Annotated in this window: 12 protein-coding genes; 4 read left to right on the top strand and 8 right to left on the bottom strand. The window is 41.4% G+C overall.

The window, feature by feature from the left end; all coding sequences use genetic code 11:
- Window positions 1-3: 3 nt before the first annotated feature.
- The 6 genes from nuoG to ndhC all read right to left on the bottom strand — a co-directional run bounded on the left by nuoG (window position 4) and on the right by ndhC (window position 7657).
- Window positions 4-2688 carry an NADH-quinone oxidoreductase subunit NuoG gene (gene nuoG / locus H0S58_RS03235; protein ID WP_195727131.1) on the bottom strand — a complete coding sequence of 895 codons (2685 nt, stop codon included), beginning with the start codon at window positions 2686-2688 and terminating at the stop codon, window positions 4-6.
- A gap of 11 nt (window positions 2689-2699) precedes the next feature.
- Window positions 2700-4031, bottom strand: a complete 1332-nt coding sequence (gene nuoF, locus H0S58_RS03230) for an NADH-quinone oxidoreductase subunit NuoF (protein ID WP_053578570.1) — start codon at window positions 4029-4031, stop codon at window positions 2700-2702.
- On the bottom strand, window positions 4028-4537 hold the full coding sequence (gene nuoE / locus H0S58_RS03225; protein WP_195727130.1) for an NADH-quinone oxidoreductase subunit NuoE: 510 nt from the start codon (window positions 4535-4537) through the stop codon (window positions 4028-4030). Before nuoE ends, nuoF begins: the two co-directional genes overlap by 4 nt.
- A gap of 12 nt (window positions 4538-4549) precedes the next feature.
- Window positions 4550-6337, bottom strand: coding sequence for an NADH-quinone oxidoreductase subunit C/D (gene nuoC / locus H0S58_RS03220; RefSeq protein ID WP_195727129.1), 1788 nt, complete (start codon window positions 6335-6337; stop codon window positions 4550-4552).
- Between the two features lie 87 nt (window positions 6338-6424).
- Entirely contained in the window at window positions 6425-7102 is a 678-nt protein-coding gene (locus H0S58_RS03215; RefSeq protein ID WP_053578573.1) for a NuoB/complex I 20 kDa subunit family protein, read from the bottom strand.
- A gap of 6 nt (window positions 7103-7108) precedes the next feature.
- Window positions 7109-7657, bottom strand: coding sequence for an NADH-quinone oxidoreductase subunit A (ndhC, locus tag H0S58_RS03210; RefSeq protein WP_092717431.1), 549 nt, complete (start codon window positions 7655-7657; stop codon window positions 7109-7111).
- 672 nt (window positions 7658-8329) lie between these two features.
- On the opposite strand from ndhC, the gene H0S58_RS03205 reads away from it, so the two are divergent.
- On the top strand, window positions 8330-8686 hold the full coding sequence (locus tag H0S58_RS03205) for a hypothetical protein (RefSeq protein WP_053578575.1): 357 nt from the start codon (window positions 8330-8332) through the stop codon (window positions 8684-8686).
- Between the two features lie 97 nt (window positions 8687-8783).
- On the opposite strand, the gene bfmS is transcribed toward H0S58_RS03205, so the two are convergent.
- Both bfmS and bfmR read right to left on the bottom strand, forming a co-directional pair.
- A complete protein-coding gene (gene bfmS / locus H0S58_RS03200) occupies window positions 8784-10439 on the bottom strand; it encodes a sensor histidine kinase BfmS (RefSeq protein WP_227592253.1) in 1656 nt (551 codons plus the stop codon).
- Between the two features lie 29 nt (window positions 10440-10468).
- Window positions 10469-11185 carry a response regulator transcription factor BfmR gene (bfmR, locus tag H0S58_RS03195; protein WP_005104084.1) on the bottom strand — a complete coding sequence of 239 codons (717 nt, stop codon included), beginning with the start codon at window positions 11183-11185 and terminating at the stop codon, window positions 10469-10471.
- A gap of 588 nt (window positions 11186-11773) precedes the next feature.
- Between bfmR and H0S58_RS03190 the strand changes: the two genes are divergently transcribed.
- The 3 genes from H0S58_RS03190 (at window position 11774) to H0S58_RS03180 (ending at window position 16322) form a co-directional block, all read left to right on the top strand.
- A complete protein-coding gene (locus tag H0S58_RS03190) occupies window positions 11774-14605 on the top strand; it encodes a ribonucleoside-diphosphate reductase subunit alpha (protein WP_195727128.1) in 2832 nt (943 codons plus the stop codon).
- Window positions 14606-14768: 163 nt separating this feature from the next.
- Window positions 14769-14897 carry a preprotein translocase subunit YajC gene (locus H0S58_RS03185; protein ID WP_092717440.1) on the top strand — a complete coding sequence of 43 codons (129 nt, stop codon included), beginning with the start codon at window positions 14769-14771 and terminating at the stop codon, window positions 14895-14897.
- A 141-nt stretch (window positions 14898-15038) separates the two neighbouring features.
- The gene (locus H0S58_RS03180; protein ID WP_195727127.1) at window positions 15039-16322 is read left to right on the top strand and encodes a ribonucleotide-diphosphate reductase subunit beta; all 1284 of its coding nucleotides are present in this window, start codon (window positions 15039-15041) and stop codon (window positions 16320-16322) included.
- The last annotated feature ends 354 nt before the right edge of the window (window positions 16323-16676 follow it).

Below are 16676 nucleotides of genomic sequence, written 5' to 3'. Positions count from 1 at the left end.
GAATTACACTCCTACCGCGACTGAAACAGGTTCTGCCAAAGATACTGTTGGTGCTAAACCAATTGGATAACCAATATAACCTGCGGGTAAATATTCAATCACTTGCACCGGAAGACTAATAGTGGCTTCACCTGCTTGCACAGTAATTTTTTGGCCATCTTGCACATTTAAACGCGCAGCATCTTGCTCACCGACAGTAAACATTGCATTTGGAATACGAGATTCCATTGCTGGTGTTTTCACCGTAAATTCACCTGAAGCAAAAATGTGATGCATCGGTACTAAACGGAAACTTTCTGCATGTGCAACAACGGGCGTAGGTGCAACGAAAGTACGTGCAGCACGTTTTGCTAAACGATCGAATAAACGAACGCCAGAATCACCACCTTTTAAATGACCACCCACCTTGTCTTGGAATTTATTCCAAGCTTGTGGTGAATTCCAACCTGCAGACCATGCAAATGGAACCAATGCCGCTGGTGTTTCAGCTCCCACATAACCTTCCATCGAGAACGTTAATGCAGAATCTAAATCAATCGGTTGTTTTGGCTCATGGACAGATAATGGCGCACGCATTGCAGTACGACCTGAATAACGACGTGGCTCACGTGCAACTTTTAGACCATGTACACGGAAACCTGCATCTGGTGCAACATCTTGAATGCCTTCCAATGCTGGAACATTCTTGGCAACAGCTTCAACCACGTCATCTAACAATGTCCATGAAATCGCTTTACCTTTAAGACCAGTTTCAAGGGCATGTAACCAACGCCATGACTCTTTAATTGCTAATTCTGGTTTGTAATAGCTTGGGTCGTAAACTTGATAGAAACGTTGTGCACGGCCCTCTTGAGAAACGACAGTACCATCACCTTCAGCAAAACTTGCCGCAGAAAGTACAATAGATGCTTTCGCAATAGTTGCAGTTTCAGAATGATCAAGCACGATAATATCGTTGGCTTTGGCCAATGCTGCATCAACTTGAGCCGTTGGTAAACGACGATATAGGTCATTTTCCACGACAATGATCGCATCATAATCTTGGGCAAATGCTTGCTCTAAACTTTGACCACCGAAAATTGCTAAGCCCATCGAATTCACTTCAGGCACAGTTAAAGTCAAGCCTGCATGTGAACCCAAGTTTTGAGCAACTTGCGCTGCCGCCTCCATGATCGCTGGATCTTGTAGGCTTGTACCCGAGATGATCAATGGTTTTTTTGCTGCTTTTAAGGTATCAGCAATAGTCTGAGCAAATGCTTTAGCATCGTCATCCAAACCAGTCACAGACTCACCCGCAACTGCAGCAGCAATTGCAAAGCCTAAACGCGCAATATCATTTGGAGAAGCAACCACTTCACCTGTTGCAACGTCGGCTAAACGGGTTTGTGTTGCAGCCAAAATGTAAATCGGAGATTTTTCATCCTGTGCAATACGTTGAACTGGTTCAGCCAACCACTCTTGCGTACGACGTTCTGCTGCCATTTCTTTGGCTTTGTTTTTTGAAGCCTGACGAACAGATAAAGCCATACGTGGTGCAGTTTGTGTTAGGTCTTCACCCAAAATCAACACGGCATCATAGCTTTCAATTTCACGCATACCAGGGTTATAAACACCTTCGGTTTGCATAATTGATGCAGCCAACTCAACCAAGTTTTGCTCTTTTTGGGATAAACCAGTAGAGAAATTTTCTTGGCCCACCAATTCACGCAGTGCAAAATTTGACTCTAAACTTGCACGTGGTGAACCAATACCCAAGACTTTTTTACCTTGGATATTTTCAATCACTGTGTCTAATGCTTGATCTACAGAAACTGTAGTCACATTTACGCCATCACGGAATTGAGGTTGGCGTGGACGATCTGCACGGTTCACATAACCTGTACCGAAACGACCTTTGTCGCATAGGAAATATTGGTTCACGTCACCATTGAAGCGATTTTCGACACGGCGAAGCTCGCCATAACGTTCACCCGGAGAGATATTACAACCTGAAGAACAACCTTGGCATACGCTTGGCGCATACTGCATGTCCCATTTACGGTTGTAACGTTCAGAATGCGTTTTATCGGTAAATACACCAGTCGGACACACTTCAGTCAAGTTACCCGAAAATTCAGACTCTAAAGTACCGGACTCAGGACGACCAAAGTAAACACGTGACGCGCTTGCATACACACCAAAGTCCGTACCACCCGCATAGTCGTTGTAGTAACGAACACAACGGTAACATGCAATACAACGGTTCATTTCATGTGAAATGAATGAGCCTAGCTCTTGGTTGTAGTGCGTACGTTTAGTGAAACGATAGCGACGACGATCGTGTTGTGTCATCACCGTCATATCTTGTAAATGACAATGACCACCCTCTTCACACACTGGACAATCGTGTGGGTGATTGGTCATTAAAAATTCAACAATCGATGCACGAAAATCTTTTGCTTCTTTGTCTTCAATCGAAATAAAGGTATTGTCAGATGCTGGTGTCATACATGACATGACCAAGCGACCACGCGTATCTTCTGGGTTCGCATATTGAGTCACGGCACATTGACGGCAAGAACCGACTGAACCTAAGGACGGATGCCAACAAAAGTATGGAATATCAATACCCAAAGATAAGCATGCTTGTAGCAAGTTCTCTGAGCCATTGACTTCATACGATTTGCCATCGACATGAATTGTAGCCATAGTCGAATTCCTTAAACTTGTTCAGCGTGGCGGGCAGCAGCAAGCGGACTATTGGTCACTTTTGCTTCAAACTCGCTACGGAAATATTTGAGTGCGCCCATCAACGGCTCCATCGCACCTGGTGCGTGAGCACAGAAGGTCTTACCAATCCACAATTTACGGGTAAGTTCAGAGAGATGCTCAATGTCTTCCATCTTCCCCTCACCCGTTTCAAGTGCTTTGAGTGCTTTTACAGCCCAAGGTAAGCCATCACGGCAAGGTGTACAGAAACCGCATGATTCACGTGCAAAGAACTCTTCTAAGTTACGTGTTGCAGAGACCATGCATTGAGTTTCATCTACGACCATCAGCAAACATGTGCCTAAACGTGAACCTGCTTTCATGATACTTTCAGCATCCATCGGCAAATCAATATGTTCGGCCGCCAAAAAGTCGGTTGATGCGCCCCCTGGTAACCACGCTTTAAGGGTTAAGCCATCACGCATACCACCCGCATGATCTTCAATCACTTCACGTGCAGTCGTACCAAACGGTAGTTCCCAAAGACCTGGAAATTTTACTTTCCCTGATGCGCCATAAATTTTAGTGCCTGGATCTTTAGACTTGCCCGCAGACAAACCGACATACCATTCAGGGCCACGCAAAATAATGGCAGGCAAGTTATTAAAGGTTTCGACATTATTGACAATCGTCGGACGTCCCCAAGCACCCGCAACTTGTGGGAATGGTGGTTTAGTCCGTGGATTTGCACGACGACCTTCAAGCGAGTTAATCAATGCAGTTTCTTCACCACAAATATAACGCCCCGCACCAGTGTGCACGTGCATTTCAAAGTTCCAGCCAGTACCGAGGATATTTTCACCCAAGTAGCCTTTGGCACGAATTTGCTCTAAAGCCTCATTTAAGTAACCAGCCGCTTCAATGTATTCACCACGGATGAAGATATAACCTTGAGTCGCTTCCAAGGTATATGCTGCAATCAACATACCTTCGATCAATTGATGTGGAAGTTTTTCCATCAACAAACGGTCTTTGAATGTGCCCGGTTCCATTTCATCGGCATTACAGATCAGGTAACGAGGGCCACCATCATTGGGTGCCATCAATGACCATTTAATCCCAGCGGGGAAACCTGCACCACCACGACCTTTTACTGTGGCAGCTTTAATGACATCAAGTACTTCAGCCGGTTTTAGCTCAATCGCCTTTTTAAAACCCGCATAACCTTCTAGAGCTTCGTAATCATCAGCACTACGCACATGTTCTTGTTTGCTCAAGCGCCAAGTGAGTGGATGAGTTTCCGGATTACCGTCGCCATAAATTGGTTTTGGTTCAGTATTCATACATACTTCTCCAATAACTGTTTAACTGAAGTCACTTCAACTAAGCCGTGAGTATCTTCATCAATCATTAAGGTTGGACCTTTGTCACAGTTGCCCAAACAGCAAATCGGTAGCAAAGTAAAGCGACCGTCCGCAGTGGTTTGACCAAACTGAACACCCAATTCACGCTGGAATGCTTCGGCTAAGGTTTCTGCACCCATCAAAAAGCAGGCAATAGAGTCACAAAGTAAAATGACATGACGGCCTACTGGTTGACGATAAATACGATTATAGAAAGTCGCAACACCTTCTAAATCTGCCACGCTCATGCTCAGCAATTGCGCAATAGCATTCATTTGCGCATCATCTACCCAACCATTACGGCGTTGTACACCTTTGAGCGCATCAAGTGATGCTGCACGTGGGTACGGATAGTGCCCCATGTGATGTTCAATTTCATGAATTTCTTCCGAAGTCAAAATTCCTTCAACATTCACACGTGGCTTTTTATCAGTCAAAATCATCATAATGCGTTTCCCCTAGCGATCCACGTCAGCCATAACCACGTCAATGGTCGCCAAATAAATGATTAAGTCAGACATTAAGCTGCCATTAATCACAGAAGGCATTTGCTGTAAATGCGTGAAGGTTGGCGTACGAATACGAGTTCGATAACTCATCGTTGACTTATCTGAAGTCAAATAGTAGTTCGACGCACCTTTCACCACTTCCGCCATAACAGATGCTTCACCCGCAGGCATAACAGGACCCCATGACACGCTTAAGAAGTGCGTAATCAAAGTTTCAATATCTTGTAATGTCTTGTCTTTCGGCGGTGGAACAGCTAAAGGATGATCTGCTTTATACGCACCAGAAGGCATGTTATCCAAACACTGCTTAACAATCTTTAGTGATTCATTAATTTCATTGAAATGTACCATCACACGAGCATAAGCATCGCCCTCATACTCTAAAGGTACTTCAAACTCGTAATTTTCATAACCACTATAAGGACGATATTTACGAACATCGAAATCAATGCCTGTTGCACGTAAACCTGTACCTGTGACACCCCAAGCCAATGCAGATTTTGCATCGTACTGAGCCACATTACGGGTACGACCAACAAACACCGAGTTTTTCAATGCAGCTGTATAGTATTCATTCATACGCTTCGGCATCCAATCTAGGATTTCGCGAATGAGATGCTGCCAGTTGTTTGGAAGATCGTGTGCAGTACCGCCAATACGGAACCACGCAGGATGCATACGGTAGCCAGTAATCGCTTCGATTGCATCATAGATTTTTTGACGGTCGGCAAACATATAGAATACAGGGGTCATACCACCCGCATCTTGAATCGCAGTACCAATAAATAATAAATGGTTATTGATACGGAATAACTCAGACATCATCACACGGATACACTGCGCGCGATCAGGCACAGTAATTCCCGCCATCTGCTCCACACCCATGACATAAGGCATGTTTTGCGCACAACCACCCAAGTAGTCTACACGGTCGGTATAAGGAATGAATGAATGCCACGTTTGACGTTCAGCCATCTTTTCCACACCACGATGGTGATAACCGATATCAGGCACACAGTCTTTCACTTCTTCGCCATCTAACTGCAAAATGATACGGAATGCACCGTGTGCAGATGGATGGTTCGGACCCAAGTTCAAGAACATGAAATCTTCATCAGCATTACCACGTGACAGTCCCCAATCTTCAGGCACAAAACGTAGGTGTTCTTGCTCGAAATCTTGCTTCGCTTGATTCTGCATATACGGTGTATATTCAGTGGCACGGGCAGAATATTCTTTACGTAGCGGGTGACCTTCCCAATATGTTGGCAACAAAATACGACGGAGCATTGGATGCCCATCAAAATTGATCCCGAACATATCGTAAGCTTCACGTTCGTACCAATTGGCATTTGGCCAAATATTGGTTGCTGTTTGAATATTGAGATCACTCTCATTCAACGCAACTTTAATACGAATATCACTATTACGCTCAAGCGATAACAAGTGATAAAACACAGTAAAGTCTGATGCAGGTAAACCGTCACGGTGAGTACGTAAACGCTCATCTACCGCAGACAAGTCAAACAACATCACGTATGGACGTGCGACTTTCCGCAAGAACATTAAAACGTCTTGTACACGTGCGCGCTCAACCCAGACTGTCGGAAAGTCTTCAAAAGTCGCTTGCACATAGAAGTTCTCACCAAATTTGGTTTTGAGTTCTTCTACAATTGCAAATGCAGGGCGTGAATCAACAGGCGTTGACTCTGGCATAGCAATGTCAGTTTCAGCCATTGGCTTGGCTTCCTATTTAATACAAATTCAGTCAACCTTAACGACAATTACACCCTAATCGGGTGCATCAATATTTCATCGTTAAAATTATTTAATTTCATCCATAGAGCGTAAATTTTTCACGGCAATACGTTCAGCATTTTTACGGTCACGTTCAGGTTGCATCTTTGGCTTATATACTGGCTGAAGATCATCACCAATGACCGCTGAAAGTGGTCGGCGCTCAAGTTGAATTTGGTCTTGGAGTAACATTAATGCTTGCAATAATGCCTCAGGACGTGGAGGACAACCTGGAATGTAAACATCAACAGGAATGATTTTATCTACACCCTGTACCACAGAATAAATGTCATACATACCACCCGAGTTCGCACAAGCACCCATTGAGATCACCCATTTAGGCTCTAACATTTGCTCGTATAAACGCTGAATAACAGGAGCCATTTTGACAAAGCAAGTCCCTGCGACAATCATTAAATCGGCCTGACGTGGCGACGCACGAATAACCTCAGCACCAAAACGTGACATGTCGTGCACACCTGTCAAGGTCGTTGCATATTCCACATAACAGCATGATGTACCAAAGTTAAAAGGCCATACCGAATTTTTACGGCCCCAGTTTACAGCTGTATGTACCACGTCCTCTAAACGAGTCATGAATACATTTTTATTCACTTCTTCTTCAAGCGGATCGGTTACGATTTGACGCTCTTGAAGTGGATATTGATCAGCATTCGGATTCGCACGGGTTAATGTATATTTCATCCCGAGTTACTCCTTAATAGATGATGTAGCCGGTGTTTTTGCTTTCACACGACCAGAAGATTGAGCAGGTATCTGACCAGTAGGGTCGATCACCAACTCTTCAATAGAGTTAAAACGAGTAATCTCTGCAATATCCATATTCGCTGAGCCTAGTTTAGGTTTAATCCCTGCTGCTTTACGACGGTCTGAAGGTGCCCAATTTAGAGCGCCAGTTGAAAGTTCATAAATCAAGCCAACGAGTAAAACTAAAATAAATACAGCGGCTGTTGCAAAACCCACCCAACCCACTTCACGAACAGACGTTGCCCATGCATATAGATAAAGTGCTTCTAAATCGAAAACGACAAAGAAAATTGCAACCAAATAGAACTTAGCAGACAAGCGGATACGTGCGCCACCAGCACCTACCACACCTGACTCAAACTGTTCTTGCTTTGCACGGCCCCATGATTTACCCCCAAGGAGTAAAGGAACAGTGAGCATAAAAACACAAAGAAATGTAACGCCGATCACGAAGGCAATAATTGCCCATTCGTATGGAGTAATGGCACTCATGCGGGGATAACTCCTGGCAGGCCTAATTTATTAACAAAGAATGCATGTATTGGCCTTCAAATACACCAAACACAAAATTAATCCCGCCAATTGTACCTGATTGATGATGTATCTTGCTAGCTTATAAGTCTTAGCCTTTTGGATGATTTTTTAGTCATATTTGATTTTTTATAAAGCCTAAAGCCTGTAAGACCTAATTCATCGTTTTATTAAATAAAAATAAGAAAAACGATTACTTTTTTCAAAACCATCTAACATAGACGAAAATTTAATCTTTTGGATGACTTTCAATTAAAAAATACCATCATTTAAATATTCACTTTAACTTTTTCTTCGCTATTTGATGAGTCGTAATTTTTAATGGGTTCAAGTTATTCAAATATATTTATGAATGTTTCGTGAAAATAAACCAATTTTAAGCCACACTTTTCGAATCATTCAATTCTCATATTAAAAGCAGCCCTTTTAAACAGCACATTTTCTTTCTCTTATATCTAAAATTAATGTTACTTTTCATCATTTAAAAAGAATGATTTTAAATATCAATCGATAGGTAAATTTTACTGCTTTTATGTATTTTTTTTGCAACTCAACACATCTCATACTGCATTTTTTGCGATATTTATGCTATTTCTATAATCACCCCTAAAACCAAAAATAAGGAATAAACACATGAGCTTAGAATACACACACAAACCTAATTATTTTTTCTTCGCACAACTTTTAGTGCGTCATGTGGAGGGATATATAGAAAAACATCCAGATGCTCAAAATGCGATTTTTGACCTCCGTGATGTCTATGAACTTTTTCGTCAAGACTTTGCATCTGCAACCACCAATCTTGATAGTATTTTAAACATTGCTGATGAATACAAAGTAGAAACCTTAAACGGTGACCAAAAATTGATTAGTCGCTATTCTATTGATGCTCAGAATAATGCACTCCTTCTCGATTTTAATGCAGATGCTTTAGAAAGTTTAAAACAAGGCAAACGCATTATTGAACCAGAAGCAACCAGTTTTGAATAAATGACAATAAAAAGCACCATCAGATGGTGCTTTTTATTACCTCAACTCTTAAGTTAATCAAAAATTTATTTTCATGGGTTAATCCACTTAAGAATCTTTACTCTCTTTCAAACCCACTCAATTTCTTTTTTGTTTGATTAAATCCTTGAATTTTCAAAGGCCATGACATCGTAAAACGGGCACCACCCAAAGTTGGACTTTGATCAACGTCAATTTTCCCACCAAACCAGTAAGCAATCCGACTCACAATAGATAAACCCAGACCATAACCACCAGAGGCTCGTGTCCGACTATCATCTAGACGAGTAAATGCTTCAAATATTCTTTGACGCTCTTCTTCTGGTATGCCTGCGCCATCATCTTCCACTTGCACATAAGCATATCCATCATCATCAATTCCACCACTTACAATCACTTTATGATCACAGTAGCGCACTGCATTACCCACCAAATTTTGTACGACACGATGTAGATAACGTCGTTCAGCATCCACCACCACATCAATAGAGGGTGCATGTAGCACAATTTCTTTTTGAGTTTTCAATGCTTCAGTTTCAACAACGACTTGATCAAGCACTTCAAATAAAATAATTTTTTCAAAATCTAAAGATGGCGTCCCTTGCTCTAGTTTTGCATAGGTCATAATTTCATCAATTAAGGTATTGAGTGCTTCAATATCTTTATCAATCATGTCAACTTGCTGCAAGCGGTAATCGTAATCTTCCTCTTCTGCCAACATCTCCATACCAAAACGAATACGTGCCACAGGCGTTCTCAGCTCATGCGAAACGGCTCTCATCAACTCTCGTTGCGCTTCGATCAGGCGTAAAATATGATCTGACATACTATTGTAGTTGGTGGCTAAACTTGCCATTTCATCTGTCCCATCGACAGGCAAACGCAACGTCATATCACCAGATTTCATCCGATGTAAGGCATAATTAACTTCACGTAAACGGCGTTGCATTGGCACCAAAAGACCATACACGCCTAAGCTCAAGACAAACAAACTTAATAAGGTAATGCCAGCTGCCAATTGAAAAGGCATCCAGTTAAAAACCGGTACAGGGCCCAAAACTAAAACTTCAGATGGGGAACTCGGAATTGGCGAAACAATCGAAATAGTTGTGCCACGCACTGATGCACTGTCACGATACAAAATGATGCTGTGATCCAAACGAAGTCGTCCAACTTGTTCAGAATCAAGTGGCAGGCTTTGAACCTTCACAATTTCGATAGGATAAGAAAAGTTTGATTGAATTTTGGCTAAATATTCTTTTTCTTGACCTGGGTAATACACCAGATAATCCAAAATAAAAATAGGCAGCGCTTTCATTTGGCGCTCGCCTATTTTATCCACTTTAATGTAAAGCAAATGCTTAGAATCTTTTTGCAAACCAATAATGATAGAAGCTGCTGAATTCTCAGCATCATAACGAACCACAGCTTTACGATTAGAAATTCGTTTTTGTTCGGTTCGTGACAACTCAACCTTAGCAGCATCTACATAATAAATCGGCAATTCAAGCAAATCAGCAGCATCTGAAATCCAATCAAGCTTTTGCTGCTCATTCGGCTGCCGTGCAATGCCCTCGCTAATGATATAGGACACGCCATCGGTTAACGATTCACGATATTCTTGCGCACGCTGATAATTAATAATTTGTACCAATAAGTAAGCAAATAAAGCAACCAAGGCGACTAAAATTACCAATCCTGCATAAATACGCAAAAATATACTGTGTTTAAACAAGAGCGTGTCCTATCAAATAAGCGGAACGATTAAAGACCGTTGGTTTCTTTAACAAATAAATAACCTTTACTACGTACGGTTTTAATACGCTTCGGATTTTCAGGATCATCACCGATTTTTGGACGAATACGTGAAATACGCACATCAATTGAACGGTCTTGACCATCGTATTCGATCCCACGTAAACGCTCAAAAATATCTTCGCGCGATAAAATACGACCGGCATTAGAAGCCAACAACCACAAGAGATCATATTCAGCACTGGTGAAATCAACCAATTCACCATTTAATGTTACTGAACGACCACCGTTATCAATAACCAGATCATCAAACTCGATACGTTGCGCCACTTCATCTTCAGGCACTTTATCTGTACGACGCAACAATGCTCGAATACGCGCTAAAAGCACACGAGGCTGAACAGGTTTTGCAACATAATCATCAGCACCCATTTCTAGGCCCAATACTTGATCCATATCTTCTGTACGTGCAGTCAACATCAAAATAGGTTGGTGATAGTGGGGACGAACTTCACGACAAATGGTTAAACCATCTGCACCTGGCAACATGACATCAAGCACAACCATATCTGGCTGCTCAGCAATGATACGACGAATCGCACGGTTACCATCAGGTTCTACACCTACTTCCAATCCATTACGGATAAGGTATTCTTGAGTCAAACGCGCAAGGCGCTCATCGTCTTCAACGATTAAAATTTTAGGTAACTTTTCTTCTTGGCTCATAAAATGCCCCTTAATATGGATTTAGGTATCCTTAAAAATCCAACAGATACGTTTTAATATATTCAGCAATATACACACGTTTACAATGTAAACAAGATACCATTCACGAAACTGCTACATCAAAGTAGTTTTTTGTTATATTTTTATTATGCATTGAATTGATTGAGCTTTTCTTGATCTCACTCCCCTAACTCGCTATTTTTGATGTATTTTGTTACAAAATGATCTTTTTCTATACACATCAATCTTTTGCTCAGATTATGAGTGATTAATTGATGTCTTTTTAGTTATCCACAAGGTTATCTATAAGCACTTAATCACAGCTTTGTTATGCTATGCCCTTGTCTAATAAGGCTTATACAAGAAACATAAAAATAGAGATTTTTTTTCAAAACTATATGCCTCAATATGAGAAAAATTTTTACTAAAATGTCAATATTGATCTATCCTCAATTTTACCGTATCTTGTGTCTAATTCGATTTTAAACCACTACTTCTTGTGTTTTCCCCTCAAATATTGAGACAAAATATTGTCCAGTTCAAACGGTTCACACAGATAACAATAGATGACAATGGAGCTATGCCAACATGAGCGTAATCACTTCAATTCCTGGACAACTTCAGGTGATTAAACGCACCGGCGATGTTGCGGCTTTTGATGCAGAAAAAATTTCTGTGGCGATCGGTAAAGCTTTTTTAGCCGTAGAAGGTCGACAAAGTACTGATTCAAGCCGTATTCATGATCGTATAGAACAATTGACTGAAATGGTCATGAATACCTTTAATCGTCGTTTACCGTCAGGCGGCACAATTCATATTGAAGAAATTCAAGACCAAGTTGAACTTGCGCTTATGCGTACTGGTGAACAAAAAGTTGCGCGTTCATACGTCATTTATCGCGACCAACGTGCTGAAGCACGCAAGCAAACTGGTGCACATCATCACCCTACCTTGCAAATCACTGCTGCGAATGGTCAGCTTCAACCGCTTGATCTTGGCACCTTACAAGCACATATAGAAAAAGCTGCTGAAGGTTTAGAAGGCATTGATGTTCAGGCCATCATCGATGAAACCGTTAAAAACTTATATAACGGTGTAAAAGAGTCTGACATCTCAACCACCATGATGATGGCAACACGTACTCGTATCGAACAAGAACCTAACTACACGTATGTGACTGCACGTTTACTGCGTGACAACCTAGTTGCAACGGGTCTTGAGTTCTTAGGCTTAGCGACAGATACCCCTGAGGGTGACGCTTTAGAAACCTTCTTGAAGAAAGGAATCGAGCTTGACCTTTTATCTCCAGAACTGCTTAACTTTGACCTTGCAAAATTGGCTGCAGCAATCAAACCTGAACGCTCAAACCAATTTACCTATTTAGGTCTTCAAACTTTATTTGATCGTTACTTCATCCATTCAGATGGTGTACGTTTCGAATTACCACAATTGTTCTACATGCGTGTTTCGATGGGTCTTACCCTGAACGAAGAAAACCGTGAAGATCGTGCGATTGAGTTCTATAACTTGTTGTCAAGCTTCGACTATATGGCGTCTACCCCGACGTTATTTAACTCAGGGACTTTACGCCCTCAGTTGTCGAGCTGCTACTTAACCACCATTGATGATGACTTGTATGACATCTATGGCGCAATGCGTGATAACGCCATGTTGTCTAAATGGGCAGGCGGTTTAGGTAACGACTGGACACCTGTTCGTGCGCTGAACTCTTACATCAAAGGCACAAACGGTAAATCTCAGGGTGTTGTTCCATTCTTAAAAGTTGCGAACGATACTGCTGTTGCAGTGAACCAAGGCGGTAAACGTAAAGGTGCAGTCTGTGCATACCTTGAAACTTGGCACTTGGACATTGAAGAATTCCTAGAGCTTCGTAAAAACACTGGTGATGACCGTCGTCGTACCCATGACATGAACACAGCGAACTGGGTTCCAGATTTGTTCATGCAACGTGTTTTCGAAGATGGCGAATGGACATTGTTCACACCATCTGAAACACCAGATCTACATGATTTGATGGGTGCAGAATTTGCTGAACGTTATGCTTACTACGAAGGCATTGCGAAAGAAAACAACATGCTACACAAAGTCATTCGTGCAAAAGATTTATGGCGCAAAATGTTGTCGATGTTGTTTGAAACAGGTCACCCGTGGATCACATTCAAAGATGTATGTAACTTACGTTCACCACAGCAACACGTAGGCGTAGTGCATTCCTCAAACTTGTGTACTGAAATTACCTTAAACACAAATAAAGATGAAATCGCGGTATGTAATTTAGGTTCAATCAATTTAGTACAACACGTTAAAGGTGGCGTACTCGATCGTGAAAAGCTTGCACGCACAGTAAAAACTGCGGTTCGTATGCTGGATAACGTGATTGACATCAACTACTACGCTGTTCCACAAGCGCGCACTTCAAACATGAAGCATCGTCCAGTGGGTATGGGCATCATGGGCTTCCAAGATGCATTGTATGAAATGAATCTTGCGTATGGTTCTGATGCGGCGGTTGAGTTTGCAGATGAGTCAATGGAAGTGATTTCTTACTACGCAATTTCAACATCTAGCGACTTGGCTGTTGAACGTGGTGCTTATGAGACTTTTAAAGGTTCACTTTGGGATCAAGGTATCCTCCCAATCGACTCTTTAGAAATCGTGGCGAAATCTCGTCCAGATCGTATGTTTGAAGTAGACCGCACCACACGTTTGGATTGGGATACTTTACGTAGCAAAGTTCAAAAAGACGGTATGCGTAACTCAAACGTGATGGCAATTGCGCCGACTGCAACCATTTCGAACATTTGTGGTGTATCTCAGTCTATCGAACCAACCTTCCAAAACTTGTATGTGAAATCAAACCTTTCTGGTGAATTCACAGTGATTAACCCGTACCTTGTACGGGCGTTAAAAGATCGCGGTCTTTGGGATTCTGTGATGGTGAATGACTTGAAACATTTTGAAGGTTCTGTTCAAAAGATTTCTCGTATTCCAGATGAATTAAAAGCAATCTTTGCAACCGCGTTCGAAGTTGAACCACGTTGGATTGTGGATGCTGCATCACGTCGTCAAAAATGGATCGATCAAGCACAGTCTCTCAACCTTTACATCTCTGGTGCAAATGGTAAGAAACTCGACATGACTTACAAAATGGCATGGTTACGTGGTCTTAAGACGACTTACTACCTTCGTGCATTGGGGGCAACATCTGCTGAGAAATCAACCATTAATACGGGTGCTTTGAATGCCGTTAAAAACAGTGCTGTGACATCTGCACCTGTTGCGGTGGCTGCACCCGTAGTTGAAGCGAAAACTGAAACTGCTGATGAAGATTTCGCGCAAGCAGCACCAGTACCATTGGCATGCTCAATTGACAATCCAGATTGTGAGGCTTGTCAATAATGGAAAATATATCTATGAGTTTAGTGATTATGTTCGTAATCTCTATGATAGTTCTAGTTGGAATACTTAAATTCTAACGCCATCAAAAGAACTTTAGCCTCTTAATTGAGGCTTTTGTTCAACCCATAGATTTTTCATTTTTATAAAATCAAAGGAAAAGATCATGCAACATATGACTCATAACTACATGTTAGGACTCGCAGTGCTGATCTTGGCCTTTATTGTCTTTTATGTACCAATGGTCTACGCCTTTTTAGCCATTCGTAAACAACAACGTAAGCAAAATAAGTAGTGTGGATTTCTGCCCTATCGAATAGCTTTAGTGCTTTCCTTGGCAAAACTTAATTTTGCTTACACATAATGAGCGTATAGTAAGACATCCTCCTTTGTAAGATGTCAGAAAACGGATATAAGCAACAAAGAGAGAATTAATATGTCTATCCTAAGTTGGGACGATTTCGAAGATGATTCGCAAAAACCGGCTGCACCTGAACACAAGTCTGCGCCCATCGACACGCAAAAAGCGCTTAATACGCAGATGGTATCTGATGCACTCAACACATCGTCGGATGTGGCAACTACACAACCCGCTCGAACCAGTCAAAGTGGAACAAAACATTCAACCGATTCGCTGGCAAGAGCATCTGCTGCCTTAGAAACGCTAGACGTTGCACCAGGCTTAGAAGAGCTTGAAATGGGTGCACAACGTGTGCAGGTTGATGATAAAGCGATGATCAACTGTCGTGCTGATTTGAACCAGCTTGTACCCTTCAAATATGAATGGGCTTGGCAGAAATATCTAGATGGTTGTGCAAACCACTGGATGCCGCAAGAAGTCAACATGAACCACGACATCGCGCTTTGGAAATCTGAAAACGGTCTAACTCCAGACGAGCGCACCATTGTCATGCGCTCACTAGGATTCTTCTCCACTGCAGATTCTTTGGTTGCAAATAATTTGGTTTTGGCTATTTACCGTCATATTACCAATCCTGAATGCCGTCAGTATATTTTGCGTCAAGCTTTTGAAGAAGCCATTCACACCCATGCCTATCAATACTGCATTGAATCTTTAGGTATGGATGAAGGTGAAGTCTTCAATATGTACCGTGAAGTTCCATCAGTTGCGCGTAAAGCAGCGTGGGGCTTAAAGTATACCCAATCTTTAAGTGATCCTACATTCCAAACAGGAACGCCTGAAAACGACCAAATTTTGCTTCGTAATTTGATTGCATTCTATTGTGTATTAGAAGGTATCTTCTTCTACTGTGGCTTTAGCCAAATCCTGTCAATGGGGCGTCGTAATAAAATGAATGGTGTTGCAGAGCAATTCCAATACATTTTACGTGATGAATCCATGCACTTGAATTTTGGTATCGACATGATTAACCAAATCAAAAATGAAAACCCAAATCTTTGGACTGCAGAATTCCAAGAAGAAATTATTCAAATGATTCTTGAAGGAACCATGCTTGAAATTGAATATGCACGTGACACGATGCCACGCGGTGTATTGGGTATGAATGCTGCGATGATGGAAGAATATTTAAAATTCATTGCGAACCGTCGCCTAGCACAATTGGGCTTGCCTGAACAATTTGCGGGCGCAAATAATCCATTCCAGTGGATGTCAGAAATGATGGATTTACGCAAAGAAAAGAATTTTTTTGAGACGCGCGTTACAGACTATCAAACTGGCGGAGCTTTAAGCTGGTAAATCATTTGTCGTCGCTGAATGACAGATAATGCGAGATTTTTGACACATATTTCGAGATTGTTACAAACTTAATCAGCTATGCTAAAGCATAAAAAATAGAGCCTAATGGCTCTATTTTTTTATTGAAAATTAAGCTTGCAATATAATTACAAACCCTTATGTGTATAGAATTCATTTAGAAAATCTTATTTCCAAAAATCCCCCCAAATTTTCTCTGAAATCTTTAAATACAATCTTTGTCTTTGATCAAGATAGTTTTTAACGAATAGCTCTTTATTATCAGGATTTTTTAATACATCAACCTTACAAAATTGAAAACTCAATTTGAATACATTTTTAGAATTAGTGAAATTT

Source organism: Acinetobacter sp. TTH0-4 (assembly GCF_015602665.1).
Classification (GTDB): domain Bacteria; phylum Pseudomonadota; class Gammaproteobacteria; order Pseudomonadales; family Moraxellaceae; genus Acinetobacter; species Acinetobacter albensis.
The sequence above is the reverse complement of the archived record's forward strand: the minus strand, read 5'-3'. Positions and strand labels throughout refer to the sequence as shown.

Bases quoted from the DNA above. Each gene is read 5' to 3' on its own strand.
- nuoG (WP_195727131.1), bottom strand. From the start codon at position 2,688: ATGGCTACAATTCATGTCGATGGCAAATCGTATGAAGTCAATGGCTCA.
- nuoF (WP_053578570.1), bottom strand. From the start codon at position 4,031: ATGAATACTGAACCAAAACCAATTTATGGCGACGGTAATCCGGAAACT.
- nuoE (WP_195727130.1), bottom strand. From the start codon at position 4,537: ATGATGATTTTGACTGATAAAAAGCCACGTGTGAATGTTGAAGGAATT.
- nuoC (WP_195727129.1), bottom strand. From the start codon at position 6,337: ATGGCTGAAACTGACATTGCTATGCCAGAGTCAACGCCTGTTGATTCA.
- H0S58_RS03215 (WP_053578573.1), bottom strand. From the start codon at position 7,102: ATGAAATATACATTAACCCGTGCGAATCCGAATGCTGATCAATATCCA.
- ndhC (WP_092717431.1), bottom strand. From the start codon at position 7,657: ATGAGTGCCATTACTCCATACGAATGGGCAATTATTGCCTTCGTGATC.
- H0S58_RS03205 (WP_053578575.1), top strand. From the start codon at position 8,330: ATGAGCTTAGAATACACACACAAACCTAATTATTTTTTCTTCGCACAA.
- bfmR (WP_005104084.1), bottom strand. From the start codon at position 11,185: ATGAGCCAAGAAGAAAAGTTACCTAAAATTTTAATCGTTGAAGACGAT.
- H0S58_RS03190 (WP_195727128.1), top strand. From the start codon at position 11,774: ATGAGCGTAATCACTTCAATTCCTGGACAACTTCAGGTGATTAAACGC.
- H0S58_RS03185 (WP_092717440.1), top strand. From the start codon at position 14,769: ATGCAACATATGACTCATAACTACATGTTAGGACTCGCAGTGCTGATC.
- H0S58_RS03180 (WP_195727127.1), top strand. From the start codon at position 15,039: ATGTCTATCCTAAGTTGGGACGATTTCGAAGATGATTCGCAAAAACCG.